Genomic DNA, 17046 nt, shown 5'->3' with positions numbered 1-17046 from the left:
ATTACTCACAAGCAAGGCTTAACTGCTGAGCACGTGTAGCCTCTAGCAGACTAAACCATGGCATACTCATTAACTGCCGATAGCGATAGCAGTGCTCAATCCATCGAAGACTCCGAATACCCTCTGTTCCAGGAACGACCAGAGACTCATCGCCGCGCATAGCTCCAACCACGTTGCAAATCTGGCTAGCAAAACTTTGTTCAAAATTAAAGGCAGAGTGCTTTAGTAGCGGTAATCCTGCTCTAAATTCCTGGTGGTGCATTGTTGTCTCCAGCGCCCAGGGAGCATTGGCTAACCCTAGTTGAATACTGTTAGCCTCATTTACCTGCCAGCTCAGCCAGCCCTTGCTCCCTCGAATAATGTAGCGATTGGTGAAATCACAGTCACGACTTAGCCTAACGGTGCCGCTCACCTGTGCAAACCGGCAGCTTAGCGCGCAGTTCACATCAATACCGCCCATGGCATCGTCTTCATAGTGAATCTCGAGGGGTTCGCCAAACCACCAAATCAGTAGATCCAGCAGGTGCACCCCAATGTCGAGCAAAACGCCACCGCCTGACAGCGATCGCTTGAAGTAGTCAGGGGATTGCACTGGCCAGCTAAACTGTCCTCCTTCATAGCACTCGAAGGATTCCAGCTCTCCTAGCAGGCCTAAAGACAGCACGCTATGGATAGTCTGCGTAGCCGGAAAAAATCGCCGAAATAGACCGATTGCTAACAGTCCCCGTGCCTGCCCAGCCGCTTCGATCATGGCTTCGGCCTCGGCTACCGTACTGGCCATTGGTTTTTCACATAGAACAGATACCCCCGCTTTGAGGAGTTGAATGGTTTGTGCCGCGTGGTACTGCGGCGGAGAAGCCACAATCGCCAGATCGAGGGTATCACTGGTTAAAGCCGCAATATCTTTAGCTTGGCTGGCCTGGGAAAACTGCGATCTAAGCGCACTGAGACTGGCTTCACTTGGGTCAACCAAGGCCGTCACTCGCAGCAGACCTAAGCGCTCTAATTCTTTTAGTGCAGGGGCATAGTAAAGCTGAGACACCGCTCCGCAGCCAACTAAACCCACCTGAATAGGATGATCTGTTGTCATACCAAGGTCTCTCTCGACTTCAGGTGAGTTAGGGCATATGCCATACTCCCTTTCAGCAACACCCGCACTAGCTTGCAAATGACCGGAAATGAGCGGCTCAACCGCAGAGCTTCTCGGCCCTGATTCAAAGTTGCCCTTAGGTTGCCGTTGACTAGGGCGTGATACGCCGTATCCAAGGCCGCAAGCGCGTAGGTCGTCCTAGCTGAGTGGGCTACACGCTCAGCCATAGTTGTAGGCAAGTAGGCTTTGAACATATCAATAGCCTGCCGAGTATAGCCAATATCTTCTCCACTGTTGACGTGGCGACCTGTATTAGAATCAGCATGCATTCGATAGACAGCTAATGGCTCAACTTCATACCAAATGGGGTAGTTTGCTGCAATACGAACCCACATTTCCCAGTCTTCTGCGCACAAAAGTTTGGCATTAAATCCTCCCAGTTTTTCATACACCTCTCTCCGCACTACAACTGAGGGAGTCATGATTCGCTGCTCTAGAGCCAGTCGCTCTAAACAGTTGTCTAAAATACCGCTTTGAGGTTGTTCTAATTTAGAAAAGCTTTGCCAGTGCCCCTGCTCATCCATGAAGATCTGGCGACAGAAGGCAGCCCCAATCTCAGAGCTTTGGTCAAAGGCTTGCTGCATTTTGGTATAGAAACCGGGGCGAATATAATCATCACCATGCAACAGGTGAATGAGTCTACCGTGCGATCGTTGCAAACAGGTTTCAAAGTTCCTGGGTACGCCCATATTATAGGACTGGCGATAAAAGCCGACTCGCCCCTTTCCTAAGTCTTGTACTACAAGTTCAGGATTATCGGCCGTAGAACAGTCATCAATCACCTCAATCTGCATTAACTCAGGCCCCAAGTCTTGAGCCAGCACACTCGAAAGGGTTTCCCGCAAATAATGGGCACAATTATAGGTTGGAATCATTACCGACCATTGAACCAATTTTTTAACAGGAATAAACGTAGATTTTATAAACGACTGATTGCTCATACTTAATTATAGAGAAATTAATAGGCAACATTTAAGGTAAAGGACTAAAAACCAAAGGAATAAATACTCTAATAATTTTCTTGAGCTAGATTGGTAGACCTGACTCGAGGTAAGAGGTACAGCTTAAACCAGGTTCTTAAAAACCGGCGAATCGAAATGTACTTATTTATAGGTTTTGCTGTAGCACAGACTTTAAAGCAAACTCTTGCTTGCTCCATATTACCACTAGCAAAAAACTCATCAGCCCACTCCAAAAAGTACTTAGAAATAGCTGTTTTAATTATTTCATCGTATCGAAAGTCTAACGCAGAATTTATAGCTTGATAAAAATCAAGTGTTTTGTATAGCTTTTGAACCTGTGTGAATGGTGAGTAAAGACCGCCGCTGTGGTATCTATAAACTCCCATAACTTCATCAATGTATCCGATCAAACCATGTTCTGCATTCAACAAGTGTAAAGGCCAGTCTGTTATGGGGAAAAAATCATCGTACCAAGTAGGAACTCGACCAAATAATCCTTGCCGAAACATGGTAGAACAAGTGGCAATGAAATTACCCATCCATATATCTTCAAGGGTTGAAAACTCCTTTTGGTTCTCTGGCGTCCAGTTCCAGACAGCCTGACTACTATCCTCATGAACAACCTTGGCATTGTGAAAGCAAATAGCACACTCAGAATGCCGATCTAAAAAGTCAACCTGTTTTTGTAGCTTGTGAGGAGATATCCAATAATCATCTCCATCGAGCAAGGCAATATATTGTCCTTTGGCTGCATTGATTCCTCTGGCGACAACTTGGTTACTACGTATGTTTTTTTTAGATAGCAACAGGCGAATTTTATCAGGAAACCGATTATAGTAAGCTAAAACTACTTCCCGAGTTCCGTCTGTGGAACAGTCTTCGCTAATTAGTAGTTCATAATCAAAATTAACGTCTTGCATTAACACACTGTCCAGTGCTTTTGCAATAAAGCTAATATGGTTATAAGTTATTACCAGTACACTAACTTTCATTTTGACTTAGGATTTAAAAGAGGTTTAGTGACGGTTTTATTCACAAGTTTTAATTTATCTACGGCTGATTCATTCGGATGCATTTCTTCTAAATGAATAGGTGTTTTCTGTAGTTTAAGCTTTAAAATAATTGCGTAGAACAATCCTTGCAGTTCAAGCCAAACAGACAACAACCATAAGGGCAGAAATTTTAGAATCTGTTCTAAGCTTTTAATTGTCTGCGTTATTTCTCCTGACATAAAACTATTTACAGTTCGGTCAATCAGTTGCTGGCCAAAATAAGTGCGCCAAAACCGTAACCCAGCGCAATAGGCTCGAACATAATGAGGGGTTTTCTGAATCTGTGGCCACTGCGATCGCAGTACTGTTAATCCCGCATTTAGCATACGGCTAGAGTTATGAGTCATGTTCGAGTCGTGCCAACGATACTCTGCCGTGACGTTGTGATGGCGATAGACAGGAAATCTGCTGACAATTCTCAAATACAAATCGTAGTCCTCGCAGGACTTCAGAGAGGTGTCAAATCCTCCTACAACGTCAAACACCGATCGCTGATACATTACCGTGGCATGCATGCCGATATAGTTTCGCCTTAATAATGCCATGTAATAGTCACCATCAATAGGTTCTGGGGGATGTTCGTTAAGTAAGGATCCATCAATGTTGATATAGCGATGGTGTCCCGAGACAAAAGCACAGTGTGGATGAGACCTAAAGCAGTTCAAGCCATCCTCTAGAGCATTAGGAGTAAGACGATCGTCCGCATCCAAAAACACTAAGTACTCACCCTTACTCTCTTGTAATCCTGTATTTCGTGCTCCAGATAGGCCCTGATTTTCTTGGTAAATATAATTTGTAGAATAGAGAGAAGCAACCTCCTGCGTGTTATCCGGAGAACCATCATCAACAACAATAATTTCAAAGTTCTTATAGCTTTGAGTTAGAACACTACTAATTGCATCCCCTAAATAGTGGGCTTGCTTGAAGCAAGGAATAATAACTGAAATTTTTCCATTTTTAATTGGAGTCTGGGTATCACAGAAGTTGGCATTAGATTCTTGCATAAAACTACTTTTAAGTTCACTTACATAAAGAATTCTTTTTAAACTCAAGGGCTAGAAACTGGCCAATCCAAGATCTTTCAATTAACTCGAAGCCATCTTTGCTCCAATTAAAAACGTCGTTTTCCTCAATTCGAATATGATCAGGCTGAAGTGGGAATTTCAGTCCCAGCAAAAGACGGGCCATGAGCTTCGATCTAGCAAACTTTGAAGCTTCTTTATCAATGCCAAAAAAGCTAAGAAAAACCTTTTCAGCAGGAAATTTTTTATCAATTATGTCACTCCAAATGGGTGACATATCCTCGAATACAATAAACAACTTCCCTCCTGGCTGCAAAACTCTTTCCATCTCTTCAAAAACCTGTTTAGGATTGCTCGTATGATTTATGCTCCAAAAAGAAAGCACCACATCAAAAGAACAATTAGAAAATGGTAAACACTCTCCCACACCTCTTACAAAAGAGGGTGGTGTAGCTAAACAAGGGAAAATATCAGATAGCGTTTTCCACTCTATCTTGAGCCAATCAAGACTAGGATCGAGCACGATGTATTGAGTATTGGAAGGCAAGTAGTGCCTAACTAGTCCCACGCCTCCCCCAACATCTAGCACTTTACCAGACATAGAATTTAGAGTAGGCTCAAATGGTACATAGTCATTTAACAAACAATAACTAGCCTGTTTTGGAGAAACGATCAAATTCTGATACCAGATCTCCATCTCCTGCTGCCTTGAAGCCCATTTTTGGTCATCTTTAAGCAGTTTCTCAGAGAATAAGTTAATCCAATTTTTGCTCACTTGGGGAAAACTTTCACCGCAAGCACTGCACCAATTGTATTTGTCACTGTAGTAAAGTTTTTGCTTGCACCCTGGACACACTAAAGATGGCTTGAGCCTATTCAAGCCTCCTGTTGGCTCTGAATTGTGAAATTTGGTTGAATAATTCATTACCCCAATTTTGCCAGTAAGTTACTTTAGAATTTGTCTTTACAATCAATGAATTCTATAAGATTTTATCTAGATTTCACACTTTGTGCTCCGAGACAAAATCTGTTTCCCACTTTAGAATAGGTCGTACGGCCCCATCCCAAGCACCATGCCATCCAGCACGATTTTCCATTGAATCTGCTATTTCAAAGGTCAAAGCGTTGGTTAACTTTACCAATAAAATATCTTGATTTTCAGTTATAGAAAGATTTAATTGATAAGAGCCATTATTTAATAAGTTGCCTGGGATATGGCACTTGTAACTAAAAATTCCAGTGCAAAAAGGACGGTTTAACCAACCAGTCTCATGGACTGGAGCAGACTCAAATACCAAAATTCCGTATTCGTTGTGAACTTGCAGACTAACATTTAAGTAAGCATCTGGTTTAAAGTTGTGAAACTGAACCTTTATCAAGAATGGATCACAAACAGTAATGTGAGTATTTGGTACATTACTCATTGGCTGTATACAGACACGCTGTAAACGGACTGTTTCATTACCTGGTGCTGTTTCTAAATCCTCCCAACTTCTTTGAGTTGAGGTTTCAAGAGAAGCTTGAAGATAATTAGAAGTGATTTTCTGGGAATTCCCATAATCCACTAACTTGCCATGATGAAGCCAGATCGACTTTTGGCATAGATCCTGTATCGTTAGCATGTTGTGGCTAACTAATACAATCGTTCGACCTTGGTCAGCAATATCATCCATCTTACCTAAACATTTCTTCTGAAAGCTAGTATCTCCAACTGCCAAGACTTCATCCACAATTAAAATTTCTGGTTCTAGATGCGCCGCGACAGCAAAAGCCAAACGGACATACATTCCCGACGAATAACGTTTTACTGGAGTATCTAAAAACTTTTCAATCTCTGCAAAGTCAACAATTTCATCAAACTTCTTACGAATTTCAACCCTGCTCATGCCTAAGATGGCACCATTGAGAAACACATTTTCTCGCCCAGTGAGCTCGGGGTGAAAACCTGTGCCAACTTCTAACAGGCTAGCAACTCTGCCGTGAATAGTAATTTGCCCTGAAGTAGGCTCTGTAATGCGGCTGAGAATTTTGAGTAAAGTAGATTTACCAGCTCCGTTACGACCGATAATACCTAACCGATCCCCTTGCTTCACTTCAAACGAAACATCATTCAAAGCCCAAAACTCTTCTCGGGTAGTGTCTTTCACCTTCTTACCGTGAATAAGCCGTTGGCCAATAGCTTTAGCACCATCCGTAATCTTGTCTCGCAAGGTAGAGTGACCAGCAGTCTGGTGGCCAATTATATACTTCTTGCTTAGGTTCTCGACCCGAATGACGGTATCAGCCATAGTTGCACCTGCTTAGATCACATCCGCAAACTTGCGCTCAGTAGCCCGGAAGTAATACACTCCACTAGAGAGAACGACCAGCACAATACCTAATGAGAGCAAAAAACCCGGCCAGTAGAGTTGATCCGCTTCGCTTAAAATGGCCCATCGAAAACCATCAATAATTCCCACTAGGGGATTGAGAGAGTAAAGCAAACGCCATTGATCGGGCACTAGATTGCTCCTAAAACCAACTGGCGATACAAAAAAACCTAATTGCACAATGAAGGGCACCACATAGCGAAAATCGCGATACTCTACATTTAAGGCGGCAAACCACAGGCCACCTCCAATGCTGATCATAATTGCCAAGACAACAAAGACGGGCAGTAGCAAAATATGCCAAGTGGGAATAAAGCTGTACCAAGCCATCAGCCCTAGTAAGATCATGCCAGAGACGAGCAAATCTACAAAGTTGACAGCAACAGAACCCATCGGAACCAGGAGGCGAGGGAAATAAACCTTAGAAATCAAATTAGAGTCATTAATCAAACTATTACTACAATCAGTCAAAGCACTAGAGAAAAATTGCCAGGGTAACATAGCAGAGAACACCAAAATAGGGTAAGGTTCTCCATCAGAGGGCAATTGAGCAACACCACTAAAAATTACGGTGAACACCACCATAGAAATGAATGGCCGCAACAATGCCCAGGCAAGACCTACAGTAGTTTGCTTGTAGCGCACCAAAATATCACGCCAAGCCAAAAAATACAGCAACTCACGGTAACGCCACAAATCTTGCCAATACTGTTTATTGCTCTGTCCTGCTTTGATTACTAATGCTTTCATTAATTGTAAAACTTACTGTTTAAGATTATGTGTGTAAATATAAACACTTCTTTAAGTCCATTTTTTCGAGCTGCCGAATATGAAAGATGCTAACTGATGGATCAGCAACTCTGCAAAAAACTTAGGCTGGCAGAAAAATAGTGGCTTTTGGCGTTGCAAAAATAGAGTCTCATGAGAAGTGCTATGAATGTTTTTCGATTTTATCTGCCTATAACTTTTGATCGCTTTCACTGATGGAGCTCGTCGACTAAGCTTGCTCAGCAAGAAAAAAACCACAGTTTTGTATAGACCTAGACGCAAAAACGGAGTTAAAGGATCAATTTTAAGTGCTTTTATTGTCCAGTCTAGTGCGGTTCTGTATTCAGTAGCGCGATAATCTTGATCGGCTAGATGAAGATAGAAACTACTGTTAGATAAGCGTTCAATAGACGTGGGAATGCGGGGGTACTGCTGTCTAATTTTCTGCCAAATTAGAAACCTAGAGCGGGCCATCTGATAGCTATCTGCGGACATACTATTAGCTAACTGACGATAGCCCACTAAGACTTCAGGAATGACCCGAAATTCGTAGTGTTCAGCAATGCGTAAATAGATATCCCAATCTTCCCCGCCTTGGCCATTTTGCTGCTTTAGGGTAGGATCATATCCCCCAACCTGATCAAGGCAATCTTTACGAATTAGGACAGAACTAGCGTTAGCGATGAAGTCGTGGAGTAACAGAGTTGTATAAACACGGCCCGCAATTCGAGAGGCACGTACGCAACCCAATTGCTGACCGAATTCATCAATATCTATTGACCATGAATATACAAGCCCAACATTTTTTTCTGCTGATAAAATAGCATGTACCTGCCGTTCTATATTTTGTTCATACCATATATCATCTGCATCCAGAGGGGCGATGAACTTGCCTTTAGCTTGATGAATGCCCAAATTACGCGCAGCTGCAACCCCTAAATTTTTTTGGCTAAGTAGTTTTAGTTGGGAGGTTCTCTCCATGTATGATTGGACAATTTGAGCTGTTCTGTCTTCTGACCCATCGTCCACTACTATCACTTCAATGTTGTGGTAAGTCTGAGCCAGTACTGATTCTAAGGTTTTGGCAATAAACTTTTCTGCATTATAGGCAGGGATAATAACTGAAACCAGAGGCTGCTTTTTAGAAGGTAAAGTATCGATTGATTGAATAGCCATCTGTATTACCTTTCCTTTCATAACTAAGAGGACAAGGTTGATGGGGAAATAGCCACTGCCGATTGAACCGGAACATCTACAATTTTTTGGGGATGTTGTCGTCGGTTCCACTCTTCATCGGTAAAGTTTTCCTGGTACGATCGCTCCACGTTCACATTCCATAGGTCGTGGTCCTCGCCCAAAATATTCTTTGCCGCCAGCAGAGCCGTCAACATTGAGTGGTCCTGGTTGTTGTAGCGGTGCATGCCGTTGCGACCCACTGTTTGCAGGTTCTCAAGGGTCATCACGTAGTCTTGCAGCACCTGCAGGTGTTGACGATACTCCCCGTCATAGACCGGATAAGCCTTTCGCTGACGAATCACGCAGCCATCCTCCACGTCCCCAGGCTTCACCCCCAGGCTGAGCCCAATAATTTCTTTGGTAGCCAGCTCAACTAGCTCCACTTCCGACATTTCCCAAAGGCCATCGCCCTCGTTGCAAAAATATTCCATCCCCAGACAGGTTTTGCTGGGGTCGGGCACCATCGCCGGACTCCAATTCTTAAAGTTTTGGATGCGCCCTACCTGAAAGTCAGGACTGTGGATGTAGAGCCAGTTATCGGGAAAAAGCTGGTCGCGGTTAATAATCAGCGAGACAATTAAGAAATCTCGATACTTCAGCCCTCGCGCTGCGGCCAGTACTTCCCCCGGAGGCAGAGGGTGCAGACGATGAACAAAAGCTGCGATTGGCATAGAGTTAATGAAATGTTCGCCGGTGAATTCGAGGGTTTTACTGCCCTGCTCGGCAATCACCTTAGTAACGCGACGGTCCTCTCGCTCAACCTGCACCACTTTAGTGTTGAGATAAACGGGAGAACCCTGGGTTTCAACGATTTCCTGGCAGCGCTCCCACATCATGCCGGGACCCAGGCGTGGATAGTCAAATTCTTTAATAAGGCTTTTAGCATTTTGGCTGCCAAACAGGGCGTTGATTACGGCTCGCTTAAGCGACATGTCTTTAATGCGCTGTGCTGCCCAGTCAGCCCGAATCTGATTGCAAGGGATGCCCCAGACTTTTTCGGTATAGGTTTTAAAGAAAGTTTGATATAACCGGTTACCAAAGCAGTCAACAACCCACTCCTCAAAAGTTTCAGCTTCTGTATTGAGGTGTAGATATTTCTTGAACTTAGCTTTGAGATAGCTGATTAAAATCAGCAGACTCCGCAGTGAACCCAGATTATTCAGGGTTTTAAGAAGAGAAAGAGGATAGTCATAGAACTTACCATCGTAGTAAATTCGTGATAATCGGGGCACCCGAATGAATTGATCACCTAAAATTTCTTGCCAAAGCGCATTAACTTCGTCAACCTTAGTAAAAAAGCGATGACCACCGATGTCAAACCGATAATCTTTATAAGTCTCGGTACGGGAAATGCCGCCTACTCGATCTGCCTGCTCAAGTACTACAGACTTGAGGCCATGCTTCTGCAGTTCGTAGGCAGCAGTCAAGCCCGCTGGCCCTGCCCCAATAATGACAACGGGATAATCATTCATATAGCTCGCTGCAAAAGGTTGGTTAATTGCTAAATCGTAATCTTAAAAAGGCTAGCCATGGGTAAGCGAAGAGAGTCATTCTCTAAGGACGTGAGCCGACAAATTTAGTGCCGGTTGATTTGGCACCGATTTTTGTGGCAAAGTGAAAGGCGTCTTATTTCCGTGTCTTTTTAGCGCTTCGGCCCCTATATTTTCCCGTTGAGCCGAGGCGGCCTAGGCTCAATAAACCAATGCCTACTACCGCAAAGTTACTGGTGCTGGCAACAGCACTTCTGGTAATGGTGGTTTTCGCATTTTGCCTCAGGGTTTCAGCTTGGGTATCAATAGCCCGTAGGGCATTGGCAAAATCATCCTCTGTGGTATTGGCTGTAACTTCCGGGTTAGAGCGCCCTGCTTCAACCTGAGTCTGTAACTGCGAAACCTGGTTGCCGATGTTGTCGATTGCTTGAGAGTGAAGTAGAAAACTTTCGCGCACTACAAACATACAAATCAGCAGAAAAAGAGCGCCTAGCCCCATCGCTAGGAGGCCCAACGTCTTTCGTAGGCTTTGGTTCTCCCAAGCGCTGTAGATCAGTAGGGCAACACCAATGAGCAGCACAATGCTGCGATCGCCCATTTGCTGTAATAATCCCACCCGCCAGGCTGTCCCCTCCTCTAGGGGAAAGGTGAGGGCAGTCATGTCGACAAGAAAGCCAAAGATGCAGGTCAGACCGACAACACGGGCGATCGCCTGACCGCTGAGAGAGGGGGATGAGAGCGGATTTGAAGCACCAACCATAGATAAAACTCCGGATCAATAAATGCTTGCTAGGGTGGAGCGCACGCTCACCCCTGCCAGGGTACAGGCTTACTTCAACCCTATTCAGGGAATGACGGTGGTTTCCGCCCAGTTTTATCTAACTTCACTGGATGTTTATAATTAGGCCGCCCTGATCTGCAAAGCCCCGGCCGTATGGCCGGGGCTTTGCAGGCTTACTGGTTAAAGAGCGTCGTTTTACGCGAAATAGTTGGTCACCGTTAAAGTCCCAGCGGTAGAATCACTCCCGGCCATGCGTAGGCCCGTGACTTCGGCCACTAGGTCTGTGCCTTTAGAAAAGGCAGCATTACCGTCGTTAACCGATAGAAACGTGCGGGCTCCCCAGCGGAAAAACACCGCCTGGTTTGCCGCCATGGCTTGTGCTCCACTAGAGGCTTGATTTTTATCTTGGTAGGCGGCCAGAGCGGCCTGATCTAAAGTCGTGCCGGTCTTCAAGCCAGCATTAAATAGGCCCACTGGCCGCTCAGAGGTGAGCAAATTGTTGTTGTAGTCGAGCTGAATGCGATCGCCCTGGGTAGCATCAAAGCCCACAATGCGATCGAGCGACGCTAGAGTTGACTGGCTAAAGGCCTCAGCCTGCGATCGCCCGGTATAGACGATGCGATCGGCCCCAGTACCACCAGTTAGCGTGTCGGCTCCACCTAGCCCCAAAAGGGTATCGTTGCCGCTGCTCCCAGAAAAACTATTGATTGCTGAATTGCCCAAAAGCATATCGTTACCGCTACCGCCATAAGCTAGTAACCCGCCCCGTTCAAAAGCTCCTACGTCGGGTAAAGAGTCACGAGTAAACTGGCGCTGGTCTTGAGTGGGTACGCCAGTACCTTTCACGCCCGTGTTAATCGCTGGGCTACCAGATAGCAGCGGATGTACCAGGTCATCGCCAATCTTCATTAGCGGCCCCAGCAGTGGATCAACCATACGACTGTTGGCAGCCACACGCGGGCCAGAATTTACCGGCGCTGGAAACTCAATATTGCCGCCGCCATCGCGGGGAGTGTAGCCGACTTGGTTCTGCCTCGTGTCAACCGCTTTATTAAAAGCGACAATCGAGTTACGTAGTGTAATTGAGTCTTTGTTGCTGCCGTTCATCCACAGCGCCCCATTAGCGCGTCCAGCAAAGTTGTTGACAATGGTGGAATTGGTGATTTTGACCGGTGTTAAAGCGTCCGTATTTAAGAACATGGCACCACCAGCATCTTGGTTAACCCGATTACTTGAGAAAGTGCTGTTGGTAATATCGACCGGCAAACTGGTCTGCACCCACAGGCCACCCCCTTGCTTTTCAGCCGCATTGTTGGCGACAGAGATATTTTGCAGTGTCACCTGACCGCCATTGACCTCTAAACCACCCCCACGAGCCAGATTGGTGGCGCCTAAAGATACGGTATTGCCGACCAGCGTGCTGTCCTTAACCACCAACTTGTCACTGCCATAGCCCCAAATATAGAGAGCACCGCCGCCACTTTTGGCTTTGTTGCCTTCAAACCAACTTCCCTCAATGCGAATAGTGCCGCCGCTCACGGTTCCCGGCCCGCTGGGGCCAGCTCCATCGGTGAAGATCGCTCCCCCCCCTTCGCCTATGGCTGTGTTGTTAGTGAACACAGAGTTTCTGATGGTGGTTGGGGTGGAAATGTCATAGATAGCGCCACCGTTAAATCCCCGGTTATTGGTGAATCGGGAGTTTTCAACCGTTAAAAATCCTGTGCCGCCAGCCCCACCAGCACTATTAGTAGAAATCGCGCCCCCACTTTTACCATTATTGGTGAGCGTACCGTCGTTGCCATCGAAGCTACTACCAAGAATAGTGACCTTAGCTCCCGAACCCGTTTGCAAGGCTCCACCGCGCTCAGCTTTGTTGTTATTGAGCCGGCAGTCCATCAGAGTAACCGTGCAGAAATTTGCTGAATTAACAGCACCTCCCATGCCGGGTACCTGAGTACCCTGGGCATTACCATTGATCAGGGTAAGGTTCTTAAACGTAGCGCTAACTGCTTTTTGAGATGTTCCCACCTGAAACATTCTGCTCTTGTTGCTGCCGCTGATAGTTAGATTGGCAACTCCGGTTGCATCAATCGTTATATCCTGCTGAAGAAATATCTCACCGCTGGTTAGGGCAATAGTCTTGTTAGCCAGGGTAGAGGCAAAGCGAATAATGCTACCGGCAGGGGCCGCGGCAACAGCCGCCCGCAAAGAACCAGCTCCACTGTCGGCTGAGCTAGTCACGGTAATAATATTCAAGTTGCTGGCATAGCTTGCCTGAGCCTCTGCACCTACCGCTAGAGTTGCTTCAATGGAGCCAGTAACCAGCTCAAAATCCCAGTCACCTGCGCTGCCAGTAATATCGTCAGAGGCCGCAATATCTGCCTTGGTCCACTGACTCAAGCGATCGACAAAGTTTTTACCGCTGGGGCTAAATCCTACATTGCAGCCATACAGCAAAATATCTGCTGTGCTGGTCATGGCCTTTTGCCATTGGGTTAGGTAGCTGCCGTAGCTGTCTAGAGTGTTGTTGTTGAGATCGGTTGAACCTAACGTCAAACCGCCTGCTTCACCATGGGAAATGATATGGATGCTCTCTAAGCCAGAAAACAATTCCAAGGCATTAGTGATTTGAGTTATGCCATTTTGGGCAGAGTCGAGAAAAATAACGCCGAGGTTAGGGTTAAGCCCCTCCAGCAGTGTGTCTGCATCAGCAACCGAGTCATCTAGAAAAACAATACCCTTGACTAGGGAAGGAACACTTTGAGTCGTCATTTATATCTCCAGACTACAGGGGGCAAATGCCGTCTCAAGCCTTGTTCTAGAGCCTCAAGATGATTGAGGTTCCGTTGCCAAATTGGTCTCCGTTTTAGGTTTTGTAGTTACTCGCGTGCTATGATCCAAAGCTTCTAAAGCATTATCTAATTGGCAGCATCTTTCTAGGAAACAGCTTTTGCAAGCACTTCAGGAATAGTGCAATACATCAGCCGTTTGCAGAGTGGCTTACTACTAAGATCCTGTGTGCAAGACACATAAGACACAGCTCTCATATATCTTGAAAGAAAAACAACGTAGCCTTAAAGCCAGAATTAGCTATGCTCAAAAACAGAGAAACGTTGAACAAGAGAAAAAGACGGCCGAAAAAGATTGGTAGATATGCTCTTGAGGCAATACCCAATGTGCTGAGTATGCTGTAAAAACGAACGTTTAATTACTCAATCACCCCAACAACCATACCTTAACTTTACAAACTTTTTTCGTCTTCCGTAAAGTTACCTACCATTTTTCTTTTTAGGCTACTCCAAAATCCGTCCTCAAATACTTAGGAGGCCAAAAAAACTTTTCCAGTTAACCGAAAGGTTAACTATATAGAAAAGTGATATCTCTTCTTGAGAAGAGATATCACTTTGGAGAGTAATTGACTTTCAGGCAGGATAAAGCAAAAAGAGGTTATACCAGATCCTGCTTAGTTGCCCCCGACTCAGTAAGGCGAATGCAATTCGCCCCTACGGCTTGGCCTTTTGGGAATCGGGGTTATGTGATTCGGATTTAGTATTAAACCTCTTCCGCAACTTCGTTCTCTTGCTTTTTGCGTAGAGCAGCTACACCTAAGCCAATCAAACCAGGCAGCAGTGCAGGAGTAGGAACCTCTCCCACAATCTTGCCACTACTACCACCACGGACACCGTCTTCAGGGCCAACAGAGGTAGCACGAACTCCAACTCGCAAAACCTTGCGGTCAAAATCACTCAGGCTCAAAGCAAGTCCATCTGTACGGGCAACCTCAAACATAATGCTGCGGATATCGTCAGCGCCTTTAACACCAGTACCATTTTCACCGATCCGAAAGCCAGCATCAAAGCGAGCAACAGCTGGCTTGCCAGGATCAGGATTAAAGTTGACGCCTTGCCCTAAGTTGATGACATTATTAGCACTAAACGTTTCATTATAAATAGCCCGACTGCTATTAACAATTTTCAAAAGCGACAACAAAGATTCATCGGCAACATCGAAGAAGAATCCGCGCAGGTCACCAATGTTATTCGTACTATTAACGGTTTCTGGCAGAATGTCTACCTTATATTGGATATTGCCGCCCAATTGCGTGATATCTACCAAAACCTTAAGTGGATTTGAGCCGACATTATCACTCCCTTCTAAGGTAAAAGAAAATGCATGTGCGGGTGCAGATGCCACAACCACGGCAGCTCCCAAAACGGTGGCCAGCATCATTCCGGAATTGATAAAATTTCTGTTCATTGCTGTTCGTGCGAATTACTTTCAAGACAAGCTTTTAGAATGAAAGCCAAAATATCGGTAGAGCAATGATTCCTGAGTTAAGTAATGGATGTATAAGACTTTAGGTACATCCAAAAAAGCCTTTGGCAAAGCTCATGGTAGCATTTGAAACCATAGAAGGTTGAACTTATACGGTTGTGTTCCCTGAAACAAGTATAGGATATAAAGCATAATTTTAATAAGTAAAAATTCAAATTTATATAAAAAACACAACGGCATTAGAAATAGAACTGGTGTTATGTTCTGCTCTTTTTATCGGATTTTTCGATCAAGGCCATCATGGCATAATAGTAAGCGGTGAGAAGTACGCCTACAAAGATTTGACCACCCCAAAAACCGTGCCAAAAATCAAACCACCATTTACCCCAATACACATGGGCAATGGTGACCAGCATAAGTCTAGGAATATTGAATAGTAGTGAAATGAGTACCGCAATGCCGATTAACATTGCCATTTGGCGTGGCTTTTGCTTGTATAGAATTCCCATAAAAAAACCGGTGGCGGCAATAGAGAGAGCCATGTCTAGCCCATTGCAACCCCAGCCTACTTCTACTGCACCTTCCGGAAAGGTAATAAAAACCCCCTCCTGCACCGCCGGGAAACCAATGGCCCGCATAGCCGCACTGCTCACCTCGGCCATCTTGATTTCTAAAAACTGATAAGGGGCAAAAAAATCCCAGATAAAGCGAGAAATAAAACCAATGCGCGGGTATGTAGTGAGGCCAATTAAAGCCGCAGGTACCATGAACCGACCAAAAAAGCTGACTCCCCAGGTGCTACAAGCAATGCCCGCTAAAATTACCAACCACAAAAAGGCCTGAGGCCAAATTGCAAAGCGACAAAATGGAAACAGCACCGCTGCGCCCACAATCAATAATTGCCCTAGCAGACGATCTTCTTCAGAAGCTCTTAGGGCTTTAAGAACAGAACGGCGGTTCCACAGTTCAGCAGCAGCTAACCCCAACATACATAGCACCAAGAACCAGCCAACTTTGCCTTTAAGGGCTCTTGGCACTAAGTAGCCCAACCACACCGGCAGGTAAATCAGCCCCACCGTCAGCCCTAATAGCACAATACGCCCGTGGAAGTCTTTAGCTAAAGCAGCTATCCAACTCCAGGCAGTTTGTAGGTGAGGTTTGAGGTTTAAGGTGGGGGCGGCCATAGTTGTAAGTAACGTTACGGTGCCGTAAAGAAGCTGGAGAGGAGCGATCGCTATCTGCGTCTTCACCTAGCTCTTTCGCATTTAGAGAGCCAAAATTCTAGGAATTGTGCTTGATGGCAACCCTGCCCAGCGCTAGCAGCCCTATACCAGTGACAACCTGGGTACTCAGCATTGACATCATTGACTGAGTGGCGCTGCTGCGAGCATTTTGACTGAGTGCTTCGGCCTGCACCTCGAGCTGGCTCAGGGCTTCTCCAATCCGCTGAGGGGTAACTTCGGGGGGTAGATTGGGATTAACCTGAGCGGTTTGTAGCTGAGATCTGATTTCTGTGGCCTCGCTCTCAATGGTGCCAAGGGCCTGGTTTTGCAGCACTAAGCCATCGCGAATAACAATTACCCCCGACAGCAGAAACAAAATGCCCCCTACCAGGCAAGCCAGCGCTAGATAGCGAGACAGGACCCGCCATGTCAAGCTGCCGTAGACGACCATAGCCAAACCAAGAAATAGCGAAACGCTGCGACTGCTCACCTGCTGCATAAAGCCAATCCGCCACTCTAGGGCCATGAGGTCGGGAGGAAGGGCAGCGGTCAGAAGATTTATGACAAAGCCAAGAAGGCAGGCCAGGCCAACGATCAAAAAGATGTGGTTGACCGCAGGCGGACTAGGCAAAGAGTCAAACGCCGAAGAACCGGAAAGGCTGGTCATAACAAATAAACACTGATAGATCTACTGGCTGGCGGGCACGGAGGAGGCCCT

At 45.7% G+C, this 17046-nt stretch carries 14 protein-coding genes; all 14 read right to left on the bottom strand.

Annotated elements, in window-relative coordinates; genetic code table 11:
• Position 1 precedes the first annotated feature (1 nt).
• The 14 genes from H6F57_RS11500 to H6F57_RS11435 all read right to left on the bottom strand — a co-directional run bounded on the left by H6F57_RS11500 (position 2) and on the right by H6F57_RS11435 (position 16995).
• Entirely contained in the window at positions 2–1090 is a 1089-nt protein-coding gene (locus H6F57_RS11500; protein WP_190629821.1) for a Gfo/Idh/MocA family oxidoreductase, read from the bottom strand.
• Positions 1087–2091 (bottom strand): glycosyltransferase, encoded by a 1005-nt coding sequence (locus tag H6F57_RS11495; protein WP_190629823.1) that lies wholly within the window; start codon positions 2089–2091, stop codon positions 1087–1089. The genes H6F57_RS11500 and H6F57_RS11495 overlap by 4 nt, the downstream gene beginning before the upstream one ends.
• 68 nt (positions 2092–2159) lie before the next feature.
• Positions 2160–3104 (bottom strand): glycosyltransferase, encoded by a 945-nt coding sequence (locus H6F57_RS11490; RefSeq protein WP_190629825.1) that lies wholly within the window; start codon positions 3102–3104, stop codon positions 2160–2162.
• A complete protein-coding gene (locus H6F57_RS11485) occupies positions 3101–4168 on the bottom strand; it encodes a glycosyltransferase (protein WP_190629827.1) in 1068 nt (355 codons plus the stop codon). Before H6F57_RS11485 ends, H6F57_RS11490 begins: the two co-directional genes overlap by 4 nt.
• A 16-nt stretch (positions 4169–4184) precedes the next feature.
• Positions 4185–5111, bottom strand: coding sequence for a class I SAM-dependent methyltransferase (locus H6F57_RS11480; RefSeq protein WP_190629829.1), 927 nt, complete (start codon positions 5109–5111; stop codon positions 4185–4187).
• 76 nt (positions 5112–5187) lie between these two features.
• Positions 5188–6474, bottom strand: a complete 1287-nt coding sequence (locus tag H6F57_RS11475; protein ID WP_190629830.1) for an ABC transporter ATP-binding protein — start codon at positions 6472–6474, stop codon at positions 5188–5190.
• A gap of 12 nt (positions 6475–6486) precedes the next feature.
• Positions 6487–7305 (bottom strand): ABC transporter permease, encoded by an 819-nt coding sequence (locus H6F57_RS11470; RefSeq protein ID WP_190629833.1) that lies wholly within the window; start codon positions 7303–7305, stop codon positions 6487–6489.
• 51 nt (positions 7306–7356) lie between these two features.
• On the bottom strand, positions 7357–8499 hold the full coding sequence (locus tag H6F57_RS11465; protein WP_190629834.1) for a glycosyltransferase family A protein: 1143 nt from the start codon (positions 8497–8499) through the stop codon (positions 7357–7359).
• Between the two features lie 23 nt (positions 8500–8522).
• Positions 8523–10031: an NAD(P)/FAD-dependent oxidoreductase gene (locus H6F57_RS11460; RefSeq protein ID WP_190629836.1), complete on the bottom strand. Its 1509-nt coding sequence runs from the start codon at positions 10029–10031 to the stop codon at positions 8523–8525.
• Positions 10032–10185: 154 nt separating this feature from the next.
• Positions 10186–10809: an HpsJ family protein gene (locus tag H6F57_RS11455; RefSeq protein WP_190629838.1), complete on the bottom strand. Its 624-nt coding sequence runs from the start codon at positions 10807–10809 to the stop codon at positions 10186–10188.
• 216 nt (positions 10810–11025) lie between these two features.
• Positions 11026–13602 (bottom strand): DUF4347 domain-containing protein, encoded by a 2577-nt coding sequence (locus tag H6F57_RS11450; protein WP_190629840.1) that lies wholly within the window; start codon positions 13600–13602, stop codon positions 11026–11028.
• A gap of 780 nt (positions 13603–14382) precedes the next feature.
• On the bottom strand, positions 14383–15087 hold the full coding sequence (locus H6F57_RS11445) for a PTPA-CTERM sorting domain-containing protein (protein WP_190629842.1): 705 nt from the start codon (positions 15085–15087) through the stop codon (positions 14383–14385).
• A gap of 275 nt (positions 15088–15362) precedes the next feature.
• A complete protein-coding gene (gene crtC / locus H6F57_RS11440; protein WP_190629961.1) occupies positions 15363–16289 on the bottom strand; it encodes a cyanoexosortase C in 927 nt (308 codons plus the stop codon).
• 97 nt (positions 16290–16386) lie between these two features.
• A complete protein-coding gene (locus H6F57_RS11435; RefSeq protein WP_190629843.1) occupies positions 16387–16995 on the bottom strand; it encodes a hypothetical protein in 609 nt (202 codons plus the stop codon).
• Positions 16996–17046 lie beyond the last annotated feature (51 nt).

The sequence above is a fragment of the Leptolyngbya sp. FACHB-60 genome (assembly GCF_014695775.1).
In the GTDB taxonomy this organism is placed as follows: domain Bacteria; phylum Cyanobacteriota; class Cyanobacteriia; order Phormidesmidales; family Phormidesmidaceae; genus Nodosilinea.
The sequence above is the reverse complement of the archived record's forward strand: the minus strand, read 5'-3'. Positions and strand labels throughout refer to the sequence as shown.

Excerpts from the sequence above, each read along its gene's own strand:
- crtC (WP_190629961.1), bottom strand. The coding sequence starts at position 16,289 with ATGGCCGCCCCCACCTTAAACCTCAAACCTCACCTACAAACTGCCTGG.
- H6F57_RS11500 (WP_190629821.1), bottom strand. The coding sequence starts at position 1,090 with ATGACAACAGATCATCCTATTCAGGTGGGTTTAGTTGGCTGCGGAGCG.
- H6F57_RS11495 (WP_190629823.1), bottom strand. The coding sequence starts at position 2,091 with ATGAGCAATCAGTCGTTTATAAAATCTACGTTTATTCCTGTTAAAAAA.
- H6F57_RS11475 (WP_190629830.1), bottom strand. The coding sequence starts at position 6,474 with ATGGCTGATACCGTCATTCGGGTCGAGAACCTAAGCAAGAAGTATATA.
- H6F57_RS11445 (WP_190629842.1), bottom strand. The coding sequence starts at position 15,087 with ATGAACAGAAATTTTATCAATTCCGGAATGATGCTGGCCACCGTTTTG.
- H6F57_RS11460 (WP_190629836.1), bottom strand. The coding sequence starts at position 10,031 with ATGAATGATTATCCCGTTGTCATTATTGGGGCAGGGCCAGCGGGCTTG.
- H6F57_RS11450 (WP_190629840.1), bottom strand. The coding sequence starts at position 13,602 with ATGACGACTCAAAGTGTTCCTTCCCTAGTCAAGGGTATTGTTTTTCTA.
- H6F57_RS11465 (WP_190629834.1), bottom strand. The coding sequence starts at position 8,499 with ATGGCTATTCAATCAATCGATACTTTACCTTCTAAAAAGCAGCCTCTG.
- H6F57_RS11455 (WP_190629838.1), bottom strand. The coding sequence starts at position 10,809 with ATGGTTGGTGCTTCAAATCCGCTCTCATCCCCCTCTCTCAGCGGTCAG.
- H6F57_RS11470 (WP_190629833.1), bottom strand. The coding sequence starts at position 7,305 with ATGAAAGCATTAGTAATCAAAGCAGGACAGAGCAATAAACAGTATTGG.
- H6F57_RS11435 (WP_190629843.1), bottom strand. The coding sequence starts at position 16,995 with ATGACCAGCCTTTCCGGTTCTTCGGCGTTTGACTCTTTGCCTAGTCCG.
- H6F57_RS11485 (WP_190629827.1), bottom strand. The coding sequence starts at position 4,168 with ATGCAAGAATCTAATGCCAACTTCTGTGATACCCAGACTCCAATTAAA.
- H6F57_RS11490 (WP_190629825.1), bottom strand. The coding sequence starts at position 3,104 with ATGAAAGTTAGTGTACTGGTAATAACTTATAACCATATTAGCTTTATT.
- H6F57_RS11480 (WP_190629829.1), bottom strand. The coding sequence starts at position 5,111 with ATGAATTATTCAACCAAATTTCACAATTCAGAGCCAACAGGAGGCTTG.